The organism is Anaeromyxobacter sp. Fw109-5, assembly GCF_000017505.1.
Classification (GTDB): domain Bacteria; phylum Myxococcota; class Myxococcia; order Myxococcales; family Anaeromyxobacteraceae; genus Anaeromyxobacter.
The window spans coordinates 1,856,451-1,868,500 of record NC_009675.1; the positions used below are offsets into that span (position 1 = coordinate 1,856,451).

Annotated in this window: 12 protein-coding genes; 7 read left to right on the plus strand and 5 right to left on the minus strand. The window is 72.5% G+C overall.

All coding sequences use genetic code 11. The features are described from left to right. Positions 1-12: 12 nt before the first annotated feature. Both ANAE109_RS08405 and ANAE109_RS08410 read right to left on the minus strand, forming a co-directional pair. Entirely contained in the window at positions 13-759 is a 747-nt protein-coding gene (locus tag ANAE109_RS08405) for an SGNH/GDSL hydrolase family protein (protein ID WP_041448208.1), read from the minus strand. 171 nt (positions 760-930) lie between these two features. Next, positions 931-1,437, minus strand: a complete 507-nt coding sequence (locus ANAE109_RS08410) for a GreA/GreB family elongation factor (RefSeq protein WP_011985962.1) — start codon at positions 1,435-1,437, stop codon at positions 931-933. A 140-nt stretch (positions 1,438-1,577) separates the two neighbouring features. Here ANAE109_RS08410 and ANAE109_RS08415 point away from each other — a divergent pair, with 140 nt between their 5' ends. Beyond that, on the plus strand, positions 1,578-2,234 hold the full coding sequence (locus tag ANAE109_RS08415; RefSeq protein WP_049768549.1) for an alpha-ketoglutarate-dependent dioxygenase AlkB: 657 nt from the start codon (positions 1,578-1,580) through the stop codon (positions 2,232-2,234). Positions 2,235-2,255: 21 nt separating this feature from the next. Here the strand turns inward: ANAE109_RS08415 and ANAE109_RS08420 are convergent, their stop codons facing one another. Beyond that, positions 2,256-2,720 carry a VOC family protein gene (locus tag ANAE109_RS08420; RefSeq protein WP_011985964.1) on the minus strand — a complete coding sequence of 155 codons (465 nt, stop codon included), beginning with the start codon at positions 2,718-2,720 and terminating at the stop codon, positions 2,256-2,258. A 218-nt stretch (positions 2,721-2,938) separates the two neighbouring features. On the opposite strand from ANAE109_RS08420, the gene ANAE109_RS08425 reads away from it, so the two are divergent. The 3 genes from ANAE109_RS08425 to ANAE109_RS08440 all read left to right on the plus strand — a co-directional run bounded on the left by ANAE109_RS08425 (position 2,939) and on the right by ANAE109_RS08440 (position 6,572). After that, positions 2,939-4,357, plus strand: coding sequence for a cytochrome ubiquinol oxidase subunit I (locus tag ANAE109_RS08425; RefSeq protein ID WP_011985965.1), 1,419 nt, complete (start codon positions 2,939-2,941; stop codon positions 4,355-4,357). Continuing rightward, positions 4,357-5,385: a cytochrome d ubiquinol oxidase subunit II gene (cydB, locus tag ANAE109_RS08430; protein ID WP_011985966.1), complete on the plus strand. Its 1,029-nt coding sequence runs from the start codon at positions 4,357-4,359 to the stop codon at positions 5,383-5,385. Before ANAE109_RS08425 ends, cydB begins: the two co-directional genes overlap by 1 nt. Positions 5,386-6,161: 776 nt before the next feature. Next, complete coding sequence (locus ANAE109_RS08440; protein WP_011985967.1) at positions 6,162-6,572, plus strand: four helix bundle protein; 411 nt, start codon at positions 6,162-6,164, stop codon at positions 6,570-6,572. A 50-nt stretch (positions 6,573-6,622) separates the two neighbouring features. Here the strand turns inward: ANAE109_RS08440 and ANAE109_RS08445 are convergent, their stop codons facing one another. Together ANAE109_RS08445 and ANAE109_RS08450 are read right to left on the minus strand one after the other, a co-directional pair. Continuing rightward, positions 6,623-7,024, minus strand: a complete 402-nt coding sequence (locus tag ANAE109_RS08445; RefSeq protein WP_011985968.1) for a four helix bundle protein — start codon at positions 7,022-7,024, stop codon at positions 6,623-6,625. Between the two features lie 471 nt (positions 7,025-7,495). Beyond that, a complete protein-coding gene (locus ANAE109_RS08450) occupies positions 7,496-7,891 on the minus strand; it encodes a hypothetical protein (protein WP_041448211.1) in 396 nt (131 codons plus the stop codon). Between the two features lie 211 nt (positions 7,892-8,102). On the opposite strand from ANAE109_RS08450, the gene ANAE109_RS08455 reads away from it, so the two are divergent. From ANAE109_RS08455 to ANAE109_RS08465, 3 genes are all read left to right on the plus strand, one after another. Further along, complete coding sequence (locus ANAE109_RS08455; protein WP_041448212.1) at positions 8,103-9,872, plus strand: hypothetical protein; 1,770 nt, start codon at positions 8,103-8,105, stop codon at positions 9,870-9,872. A gap of 205 nt (positions 9,873-10,077) precedes the next feature. Next, a complete protein-coding gene (locus tag ANAE109_RS08460; RefSeq protein WP_011985970.1) occupies positions 10,078-10,560 on the plus strand; it encodes an adenosine-specific kinase in 483 nt (160 codons plus the stop codon). 147 nt (positions 10,561-10,707) lie between these two features. Next, positions 10,708-12,039: an ABC transporter substrate-binding protein gene (locus ANAE109_RS08465; RefSeq protein ID WP_011985971.1), complete on the plus strand. Its 1,332-nt coding sequence runs from the start codon at positions 10,708-10,710 to the stop codon at positions 12,037-12,039. Positions 12,040-12,050 lie beyond the last annotated feature (11 nt).

Here is a 12,050-nt window from a genome sequence, read left to right on the forward strand (position 1 = left end):
CCCCGACAGCGCTCACGGGGTCGTGGGCGCCCGCCGCCGCTCGGCGCGCGCGAGCCGAGCGCCGGGGATCACCTGCTCCGCGCGGAGCGCGCGCTCGAGGTGCGCGGCGAGCGCGGCGTGGCCCTCGTCGTTCAGGTGGATGGCGTCCGCGGCGAACCGCGGCAGCGCCTCCGCGGCGAACGCGTCGTCCCCGCGCACCACCACCGCCCCCGCGGCCCGCGCCTCCTGCACGAGCGCGGCGTCGTACGGGGCTCGGCGGTGCTGCTGCAGGCGGCGGCCGGGCTGGGGAGTGCACACCACGAGCAGCGCGTCCGGGAACGCCTCGCCGAGCCCACGCAGCACCGCCGCGACGGCGTGACGGAAGGTGCCGGGCACGCTGGCCTCGCCGATGGGGATCGAGGCGACGGCGTCGTTCGCGCCGTACATGAGCACGACGACGGAGGGGTGGATGCCGCTGGCGGCGAGCGCGCGCCAGCGCACCTCGCCCGAGGCCGCGGCGCGTCCGGGCACCTCCGTGAGCGTCGAGCCGGAGAGCCCCGCGTTGATCTCCCGCCAGCCCACCCGGCGGGCGAGGAGCGACGTCCACCGCCGGTGGGTGGCGGTCGCGCCCGAGCCGGCGACGGTGCTCGACCCGAAGAACAGCACCTGGGGGGCGTTCGCGGGGAGGGGTCCGCGTGAGGGCTGCCCGTGCGCCTCGAGGCATCCGGCGAGGATGGCCAGCGCGACGGCGGCGGCGCGGGTCCGCAGGCCTCGGGTCACCCTCGCTCCGCCCATGCGGCTCACCGGACCGTCGGATTCACTGCGCGTGCGCTATCGTGAAACGCGCACCTGATGGCGGGATGGTAACCGGGGAGCCACGGCCGACGCGAGGGAGGGGGGCCTGCCGTGTTCGTGGGAGGCCCAAACCGGTCAGAGGCCGGAGCCACCGCGCTACGGCGCGGTGCGCCGTACCTCGATCACGGAGTAACCACGCCGTCCGGCCGGGAGCTCCACCTCCACGTCGTCCCCCGCCTCGTGCCCGAGCAGCGCCCGCGCGACGGGAGAGTGCACGCTCACCATCCCCCGCCGCGGGTCGGCCTCGTCGGGGCCCACGATGCGCCAGGTGAGCGCTCGGCCGTCCTCGTCCTCGACGACCACCCACGTCCCGAAGCCGACCTTCCCCTCCAGCGCGCTCTCAGGACCGAGGACCGTCAACGCGGCGAGCGTTCCCTCGACCAGCGCCGCTCGCCGCTCGAGCTCCGCGAGGCGGGCCGCGCGCGCATGCTCCGGCAGGCGCGCCGCCTCCGCGCGTGCGTCGCGGAGGGCCTCCAGCTCCTGGCGAAGCGCCGCCTGCCCCTCCGGCGTGACGTACCGCACCTCGCCCGGCGCCACCCGCGGCGGGCCCCGCACCATCGGGGTCTGCTCGGGCGTCTCCTCGCTGGTGAAGGCCTTCGACACGAACCCAACGTAAGGCCGCCCGCTCCTCGCCGCCCCATCGCACCGCCGCCTCGACGAAGGGCACGGGCGGGGGAGATCGTCCTCGCGGGGCGCCCGCCGGCCGCCGTGGAATCCGCGTGGCGGGCGGTTATCTGGAGCGAGTGCCGACCGTTCCATTCCAGCCCGGCCTGTTCGATGCCGCCGCGCCTTCGTTCGACCGCTCGTTCGGAGCCGTGCGCCGGATAGCGCTCGACGAGGAGAGCTGGATCGAGCTCGCCCCGGGCTGGGTGAGCGGGTCGGACGCGCTGTTCGAGGAGGTCCTTCGGGTCCGCCGCTGGGGTCAGCGCTCGCGCAGGATGTACGACCGCAAGCTGCAGGAGCCGCGCCTCACGTCGCCGTGGAGCGCCGCCTCTGGCGAGCCGCTCGTGCCGCCCATCGTGGAAGAGATGCGCCTCGCCCTCTCGCGCCGGTACGGCGTCGAGCTCGACTCCGCCGGCTTCAACCTGTACCGGGACGGTGCGGACGGGGTGGCCTGGCATGGCGACCGGATCGTCAAGCAGATCGCCGAGCCCATCGTGGCGCTCGTGTCGCTGGGCGAGCCGCGCCGCCTCCTGCTGCGCAGGAGGGCGGGCGGGCGCAGCCTCGCCTTCGCGCTCGGGCGCGGCGATTTGCTCGTCACCGGCGGCCGGACGCAGCGCACCTGGCAGCACAGCATCCCGAAGGTCGCGCGGGCCGGCCCGCGGATCAGCATCGCCTTCCGGCACGGCCTCGACCCGCGCGCGTACGGCGGCGTCGAGGGCGAGGGCCCTCCGGAATAGCGGCGGGCACCGGCGCGCCGCTCACGGCTTCTGAGCGGACGCCCGCCGCTCCAGCTCGTCCGGCGGGACGTCCTCCACGTGCGTCGAGACGAACCAGGAATGGCCGAACGGATCGGTGAGGATGCCCGACCGATCGCCGTAGAACTGATCGGCGACCGGTCGGGTGAGCTGCGCGCCGGCCGCCACCGCCCGCGCCACCACCGCGTCCACGTCCGGCACGTAGAGGAGGAGCGACAGCGGCGTCCCACCGATCGTCTGCGGGCTGCGCGCGCCCATCTCCGGGTGCTCGTCCGCGAGCATCACCACCGAGTCGCCGATGCGGATCTCGGCGTGCCCCACGCGACCGTCGGGCCGTGCCATGCGGAAGAGCTCGGTCGCGCCGAAGGCGGCCACGTAGAAGTCGATGGCCTTCGCGGCACCCTTCACGATGAGATAAGGCGTGATGGAGTGGTAACCCTCGGGGATCGGCTTGACGGGCTGGGGCATGGCTCCTCCTCGCCCGCGCGCGGGCGTGGCCCTCCGTTGTCCGGCGGGCCGCGACCTGTCGAGTCCCGTTAGAGGCGTGAAGGGCCTCCCGGCGGCCTGGGACGCGCGCCGGCGCGCAGGCCCGCCCGGCACGTCACTCCGTGCTTCACCGCACTCCGCGGGGCGCGCAACTTGGATGTCTCCCAGCAGCGCGGGGCTTCCCGCGCCGGAGCCGCCCGATGGACGTCCTCACGCTCTCACGCGTGCAGTTCGCGCTGACGATCATGTTCCACTACCTGTTCCCGCCGCTCACCATCGGGCTGGCGGGCGTGATCGCGGTCCTGCTCTGGCGCTATCTGCGAACGAAGGACCCCGTCTACCACTCGGCGGCGCACTTCTGGACGGCGCTCTTCGCGGCGAACTTCGCCATCGGCGTCGCCACCGGCGTCGTGATGGAGTTCCAGTTCGGCACCAACTGGTCGCGCTACTCCACCTTCGTGGGCGACATCTTCGGCTCGGCCCTGGCCGCGGAGGGGATCTTCGCCTTCTTCCTCGAGTCGGGCTTCCTCGCCGTGCTCGTCTTCGGCTGGGACCGCGTCTCGCCGCGCATGCACTTCATCGCGGCGACGCTGGTCGCGGCCGGCTCGGTGTTCTCGGCGGTCTGGATCGTGGTGGCGAACAGCTGGCAGCAGACGCCCGCCGGCTTCCGGCTCGCCGGCGAGGGCGCCGCGCGGCGCGCCGAGATCACCGGCTTCTGGGACGCGGTGCTGAACCCGTCGAGCGTGGTGCGGCTGCTGCACACGCTCAACGGAGCGTACGTGCTGGGGGCGTTCTTCGTCCTCAGCATCTCCGCCTTCTACCTCTTGCGCGGGCGCCACGAGGAGTTCGCGAAGCGCAGCTTCTCGGTGGCGCTCCCGTTCGCGGCGGTGTTCTCCCTGCTCCTCCTCGTCACCGGCGACATGAGCGCCCGGGTGGTGGCGGAGCACCAGCCCGCGAAGCTCGCCGCCATGGAGGGGCACTTCGAGGACGGGCCGGCGGACCTGCACCTGTTCGGCGTCCCGCGGCCGGAGGAGGGCCGCGTCGCGCTCGGCGTCGCCATCCCGGGTGGCCTCTCGCTGCTCGTCCACCGCGACCCCGACGCCCCGATCCAGGGGCTCGCCTCGGTGCCGCCGGACGCGCGCCCTCCGGTGACGGTGCCTTTCCACGCGTTCCACCTGATGGTGGCGCTCGGCACTGCGTTCATCGCCGTGACCCTCGTCGGCCTCTGGCTGAAGCGGAAGGGGACGCTCTTCCGCACCCGCTGGCTCCTCTGGATCTTCGTGTTCGCGGTGCTCGGCACCTACGCGTCGAACCAGCTCGGCTGGATCGTCGCGGAGGTGGGGCGCCAGCCGTGGACCGTGTGGAACCTGCTGCGCACCGAGCACTCCTTCTCGCCCTCGGTCACCGCGGGCCAGGTGCTCCAGTCGGTGATCCTCTTCGGCCTCGTCTACTTCGGGCTGCTCCTCGTGTGGCTCTACGTGATGAACGCCAAGATCCAGGCCGGCCCTCCGCCCGCGGCGCCGCCTCCCGGGAAGACGAAGGGCAAGGAGCTCGTGGACGTGGCGGCCACCTACGAGGAGCCGGGCGGCGGTCACCTCGCCGGCGAGGGGAGGCACTGATGGACCTGCAGGTGCTCTGGTTCGCCCTCCTCGGCGTGCTGCTCGCGGGCTACGCGGTGCTCGACGGGTTCGACCTCGGGGTCGGCACGCTCTACCTCCTCGCCCGCCGCGACGAGCAGCGGCGGGTGCTGCTGAACTCCATCGGGCCGGTGTGGGACGGGAACGAGGTGTGGCTCGTCACGTTCGGCGGCGCGCTGTTCGCGGCGTTCCCGCGCGCCTACGCGACGACCTTCAGCGCGCTCTACACCCCGTTCATGCTGCTCATCCTGGCCCTCATCTTCCGGGCCGTCGCCATCGAGTTCCGCAGCCGGCGGCCGTCGAGGGCGTGGCGCACGACCTGGGACGTCGCCTTCTTCGCGGCGAGCGCGCTCTCGCCGCTGCTGTTCGGCGCGGCCATCGCGAACCTCATGCGCGGCCTGCCGGTGCGGGCGGACGGCGAGGCGCAGATCGCGCTGCTCGGGCTCCTCTCCCCGTACGCGCTGCTCGTCGGCGCCTTCACGCTCTCCCTGTTCGCCCTGCACGGCGCGACCTGGCTGCTCCTCAAGACCGAGGGCGAGCTGCACGAGGACGTGCGCCGCTGGGCCTGGACCGCGGCGGGGGTGTTCTCGACGCTCTACCTGCTCACCACCATCTTCACGCTCGTGGCCATCCCGCGCGCCACCGCGAACCTCGCCGAGCTCCGCTGGGGGTGGGTGGTGGTGGTGCTGAACGTGCTCGCCGCCGGCAACGTGCCACGCGCCGTGTACCTGCGGCGGTACGGCCAGGCGTTCGTGTCGTCCGCGGCGACCATCGTCGCGCTCGTCGTGCTGTTCGGCCTCGCGCAGTGGCCGAACCTCGTGACGTCGACGCTGGATCCAGCCTTCTCCATCACCATCCGCAACGGCTCCTCCACCGCGCCGACGCTCCGCAACATGGCCATCATCGCGGCCATGGGGATGCCGTTCGTCCTCGGCTACACCGGCCTCATCTACTGGGTGTTCCGCGGGAAGGTCCGCGAGGGCGAGCACCGCGGCGGGCACGGGTACTGACCCGCCGCGCTCACGTGAACGCGCCGAGGAGTACCGCCTCCGTCTGTCGAGGGCGAGGGCGGGGTCAGGGTCGCGGTCGGGGTCGGGGTCGCGGTCGCGGTCGGGGTCGCGGTCGGGGTCGCGGTCGCGGTCGGGGTCGCGGTCGCGGTCGGGGTCGCGGTCGGGGTCGCGGTCGCGGTCGGGGTCGCGGTCGGGGTCGCGGTCGGGGTCGCGGTCGGGGTCGCGGTCGGGGTCGCGGTCGGGGTCGCGGTCGGGGTCGCGGTCGGGGTCGCGGTCGGGGTCGCGGTCGGGGTCGCGGTCGTGGTCGCGGTCGTGGTCGCGGTCGTGGTCGCGGTCGTGGTCGCGGTCGCGGTCGCGGTCGGGGTCGCGGTCGCGGTCGGGGTCGCGGTCGGGGTCGCGGTCGGGGTCGCGGTCGGGGTCGCGGTCGGGGTCGCGGTCGGGGTCGCGGTCGGGGTCGCGGTCGGGGTCGCGGTCGGGGTCGCGGTCGGGGTCGCGGTCGGGGTCGCGGTCGGGGTCGCGGTCGGGGTCGCGGTCGGGGTCGCGGTCGGGGTCGCGGTCGGGGTCGCGGTCGGGGTCGCGGTCGGGGTCGCGGTCGGGGTCGCGGTCACTAGTCGTGAACGGCGCTCTCATCCCGGGCAGGCTCGTGCCACCGGTGGGTGGCACTGCCCCTGCGGCTCTCGGGTCCACGCGCCGTTCGGGGGGACGGCCTTCGTCCGGGGGCTCACAGTCGTTGGTCATGGGGCGGCTCCTTCTCCGGGGGTGAAAGGAGCCGCCCCATGGCCAACACCCTCGCTTCCCTTGCAGACGCAGCCCGCTCCACCGTCCCCTCCTCCCGCTCCCGCAATTCTTCCCCCGTCCGCGTCCTCCCTCACCACAAGCTCCACGCGTTCGCCGTCGCCCGCGACCTGCTCCTCGCCGTCCTCGGTTCGCCCATCCGCGACGCGAAGCTCCGTGACGAGGCCATCCGCTCGGCCAAGTCGGCCTGCCTCAACACGGCGGAGGGCGCCGGGCGAGTGACGAGGGGCGACAAAGCCCGCGCGTTCGCCATCGCCCGCGCCGAGACCGTCGAGGCCGCGGCGGCGGTCGAGATCGCGGCGCTGTGCGGGGACACCTCCGCCGCCCACGCGGAGGAGGTGGCTCGGATCGCGGACCGCCTCGTGGCGATGCTGACGGGGCTGGTGCGCTAGACCGGAGCGGCGCGGTGACCTCGCTCGGGTCACCGCGCCTCGTGCTGCGTTCAGCGCGTGGGGGCCCTGCGGAGCAGCCCTCGCAGCATGGCCCGGAGCCGGTCGGCGAGGGCGAGGATCTCGGCTGCGTCGGTCTCCTGGACCGCCCCGATGGCGGCTGCGAGGTCCACCGCCGCGACGACCTCGTGGAGCGAGCCGTCGGAGGCGAGGAAGTACTTGCGCCGCATGGCGACGCGATCGTCGGGGAGTCCCTCGCTGAGGTTCAGGAACGCGCTCTTGGCCGCGCGGGTGGCGTGATCGCGGAGCTCCGCGTCGGAGAGGTGGGCGCGATGAACGCGCACCGCGAGCTCTCGGGCGCAGCGGTAGACGTCGAGGGTCTGGAAGGGGAAGGGTGTGGGGGAGGGAGTGGAAACGGAACCGGGCTTCAGCTGGACGAGAACGGTGTTTGGCATCGCGCCTCCTTCACCCCGGACAGGAGGCGCGATGCCAAACGCCCAAGCTCGAACCCGTCCCCCATTCACGAGGACCACGCGCTGCAGCCGCCGTGACGGGCGAAGCCCGGCGCGGCGGCTGATCGAGCGGTTCACGTCCTCGCGGTCGGGGTCGCCCCTCGACTCCGCGCCGTCCTTCGCCAGGCTCAGGACGGCGCTACGCTCGGGACGAGCGGAAATTTCTAACGGTCGCGGTCGGGGTCGCGGTCGCGGTCGCGGTCGACGTCGCGGTCGAGGTCGCGGTCGGGGTCGCGGTCGGAGTCGCGGTCGAGGTCGAGGTCGCGGTCGCGGTCGAGGTCGCGGTCGAGGTCGCGGGTCGAAGTCGGGGTCGCGGTCGAGGTCGAGGTCGAGGTCGAGGTCGAGGTCGAGGTGGCCCGCCGAGCGAGGACATCTCCCGCTCGAAGGGCGCAGCCCGGCCGTCGTGCGCCGAGCTCAGCGGAAGCGCGCGGCGGCGTCCGCCAGCCCTTCCCGCTCGCACCACCCTGCGAAGCGCCGGGGCAGACCCTCGTCGCTCACGGTCTGGACCGCCTGCGCCACGAGGTGCTCGGCCTCCTCCAGGTCGCCGGAGAGGCAGTGGAGGAAGGCGAGCCGGACCGTCTCCCGCTCCGAGTGTGGCTCGCCGAGTCCCGCCTCCGCGAGCTCCGAGACTTCGTCCCAGCGCTGCGCCCGGGCGGCCGCGAGGGCGCGCCACCACCGGAGCTCGGCGGCGAGCTCCGGAGGCGGGCTCGCGCCGGCGTCCCTCTCGAAGCGGGCGGCGTCGGCCGGGGTAGGGGACCAGAGGGGCTCCCGGGCGAGGAGCGTGGCGAGGGGCTGGCAGTCGTGGTGCACGCAGCAAGCGTAACGCGGCGCGGGACGCGCCAGGCACCCGTCGCGCGACGGAGGGCCCGCGCAACGCTTGCGCTTGACGCGACGATGCCCTTTCCCCGATTCCTCCGACCGTCCTCCCGTGGGGTCGGAAGCCCGCAAAGTGGCTCCGGGTCCGCGCCGAGTTCATAAAATGCCCGCGCCTTCCGAACCCGTGAGCCCTCCGGAGACCCCCGTGCAAGACATCGACAAGCGCAACCTCATCGCCCAGTGGGCTTTCGACACCCGCCCGGTGCTCCTGCGCTTCCACCTCTGGCTCGAGGACGTGGAGGTCGAGCGGGCGCAGCCCGACCCGGTGTCGGCGCACGCCTTCACGCCGCGCGGGATCGCGCGCTGCCTCGCCATGACGTCGGCGGCCACCGCGCTCGGCACGAAGCTCTTCGGCGGGTACGGCGCCGGCGCCGGCAAGGACAAGGCCGCCTACAACCAGGTGAAGAAGGAGGCGGACGCGATCAGCGCGTATGTCATGAGCGAGGGGCTCTGGCACCTCACCCGCACGCTCCCCGAGAACCACGCCATCATGGTCTCGCTCGGCGAGGGGCTCATGCCCAAGGCCGGGGAGACGCCGGAGATGGGCGCGAACCCGCTGCTCGGCTTCGGCCGCGTCTACGCGCGGCCCGAGGTGGCGAGCATCGTGGACCGCCGCGTCCGCCGCCTGCTCAACGAGCCGGACCACACGTTCGAGCAGTTCTACGGCTGGCTCCAGGACCGGGGCATCACGGTGTGGGGCGCCGCGGTGGACACCCTCGAGAACACCTCCCGCTTCGCCGAGGGGAAGCCCACGGGCCCGATGGCGGTGTTCCACCTGTTCGACTCGCCGCTCACGGTCTCGCGCCCGTACGAGTCGTACATGGGGTGCCTCACGCTCCCGCGGAAGGTCGCGGCCTCCGCCGAGCGCGACTCGGTGCTGCTCGACTACCGCACCCCGCGCAAGCAGGTGATGGAGGCGATCGAGGCGACCTACCCCGGCATCCGGCGCGAGCACGTCCACGTCTGGACCCTGCGCGGGAAGAGCCGCGTCGGGCGGCTCGGGAAGCTCTGGGAGGAGTGGAGCTCGCTCGGTGCCCACCTCGTGGAGGACGGCTGGAAGGCGCCCTCCGGGCTCGAGGTGTTCACCGACTCCGGCACCTACGCGCCGACCTTCCTCGTGGGGAGCTGGATGGACGGGGCCGGGGCCACGCACGTCTTCCTGTGCGACGGCTACGCCGCCACCGCCGAGGCGATGCAGGCCGCGAGCCTCTCGTCGGTGCTCGACGTGGACGCGACCATGGCCACCTTCTCGCCGGCGTTCACGCTGCCGTGCGACGCCGAGGGCAAGCTCATGCAGCTCGACCCGCGCGCGCCCGACTTCGCGCGCCGGCTCGGCGAGCTCTTCGGCGGAAAGGTGCTCGAGGCCGGAGAGGTGAAGACGTACGCGGAGGCCATCGAGGACGCGGAGGCCGCGGGGATGCCGCTCAAGCAGCGCGTCATCCGCGCCGACGACTTCCTCCCCGAGAAGAAGTGGGGCGTGCTCGCGAGCCTGGGGTACATGAGCGACGATCCGTACACCGGCGCGCCCGGCGTCACGCAGGTGGGAGAGGGGCGCTACGAGGTGACCACCCGGCTCGCGACGAGGAAGGCCTCCGCGAAGATGAAGTTCACGTTCCGGCTCATGGAGTCCCTCGACGAGACCCGGCTCATCTTCAGCCCGCTCCTCTCGCGCTTCGTCTCCGGGGTGGATCCGGCGAGCCGCGCCGTGAAGATCTCCGACTCCGGCCGCCTCCGGAACGAGCTGCAGACCATGCTCTCGCAGGCCCTGGAGCACGACGGGGAGCGGATCCGCGTCCACTTCGACCGGGTGGACGAGAAGGTCATGCCGAAGGACAAGCAGGCTGCCATCCGGAAGGTCCTCCACTGGTACAAGGCGAACCACCCGGTGTGGTTCTCCTGGCTCGAGATCGCCTGAAGCCGCCGCTCCGCGCGGTTCGCCGCGGCCACGGCCGCTCGCCCTTCGACAGGCCCGGGGCGCGCGGATGCGGTGGCGTCCGGGCGCGGGAGGCCCCCGGCTTCGCGCCTTCCGCCAAGAGCGTCCGAGGGAGGCAACCCGCCGCGCGGCGTGCGCTCGCCCAGCGCGGCGCGATGATCGGGCCGTCCCGTCCCGGGAGGCCTCCATGGAGCTCTCTTCCGTCCGCATCGACAAGCCCGACGACCTGAACGTGATCGTCGGCCAGGCGCACTTCATCAAGACCGTGGAGGACCTGCACGAGGTGCTGGCCGGTTCCTCGCCGCACCTCCGCTTCGGCCTCGCGTTCTGCGAGTCGTCTGGGCCGCGCCTCGTGCGCCGGTCGGGGAACGAGCCCGAGCTCGTCGAGCTGGCGGTGCGGAACGCCGAGGCCATCGGCGCCGGCCACTCGTTCGTGGTGTTCCTCCGCGACGGCTTCCCGGTGAACGTGCTGAACGCGCTCAAGCTCGTGCCGGAGGTGTGCACGATCTTCTGCGCTACCGCGAACGCGGTGGAGGTCCTCGTCGCCCAGACCGACGGCGGGCGCGGGATCCTCGGCGTCGTGGACGGCGGGGCGCCGCTCGGCGTGGAAGGCGAGGGGCAGGTCGCCGAGCGCAGGGAGCTGCTCCGGCGCTTCGGCTACAAGCTGTGAACGTGGTCGTGGCGAGCACGCGGGCGCTCCCCCGGCGCGTCGCTCATGACGCGCCGCGGGAGCCCCCTCGGACCCGTGCCGGCTCCGGCGGCGACGTTAGGGCCATCCCCGACGTCACTGTTCGTGTGACGGCGGCGGGGAGGGAGCATGGCCAAGGACGGATCGCGCGGCCTGACGCGCAGGGATCTCTTGAAGGCGGCCGGAGCGGGCGCCATCGCGGCGGCGGCGGGGAGTGCCGGGCGCGCGCGCGCGCAGCCGAAGACGCTCAAGATCGTGCAGTGGAGCCACTTCATCCCAGCCTACGACAAGTGGTTCGACGGCGTGTTCTGCAAGCGGTGGGGGGAGAAGAACGGCACGCAGGTGATCGTCGATCACATCGCGATCGGCGAGATCAACGCGCGGGCGGCGGCCGAGGTGTCGGCGCAGCGCGGTCACGATCTGTTCATGTTCCTGTCGCCGCCCGCCGCGTACGAGAAGCAGGTCATCGACCACTCGGAGATCTACCAGGCGGTGGAGAAGAAGTGGGGCAAGGTCATCGACCTCGGCCACAAGTCCACCTTCAACCCGAAGACGAAGAAGTACTTCGCCTTCTCCGACAGCTACGTGCCGGATCCGGGCAACTACCGTCAGGACCTCTGGTCGCAGGTCGGGTTCCCGAAGGGACCCGACACCTGGGAGGACGTGCGCAAGGGCGGCAAGGCCATCAAGGACAAGTTCGGCAACCCCGTCGGCATCGGGCTCTCGCAGGAGCTCGACACGAACATGGCCATGCGCGCGCTGATGTGGTCGTTCGGCGCGTCGGAGCAGGACGCCGAGGGGCGCGTGACGATCAACTCGCCGCAGACCATCGAGTCGCTCAAGTTCATGCGCGCGCTCTTCAAGGAGGCCGAGACGAGCGAGGTCTTCACCTGGGACCCTTCGTCCAACAACCGCGGGATCCTCGCGGGCAAGCTGTCCTTCGTCTGCAACGCCATCTCGGTGACGCGCACCGCCGAGAAGGAGAACCCGGACATGTCGAAGAAGCTCCAGATCGTGCCCGCGCCGAAGGGTCCGGTGCGCCGCATGGCGGCCGAGCACGTGATGGACTGCTACGCGATCTGGAAGTTCGCCGAGAACAAGGAGGGCGCGAAGCAGTTCCTGGCCGACTACATCGACGCGTTCGGCGAGGCGTTCAAGCAGAGCGAGTTCTACAACTTCCCGTGCTTCCCGAAGACCGTCCCCGACCTGAAGCAGCAGATCGCGAACGATCCGAAGGGCGTCCCGCCCGACAAGTACAACGTGCTCGGCGACGTGCTCGAGTGGGCGACCAACGTCGGCTATCCCGGCTACGCGTCCGCCGCGGTGGACGAGGCGTTCAACACGTTCGTCATCCCCACCATGTTCGCGAAGGTGGCGCGTGACGAGCTGTCGCCCGAGGACTCGGTGCGGGCGGCGGAGAAGGAGCTGAAGCGCATCTGGGACAAGTGGAAGACGGCCTGAGCAGGCTTCGT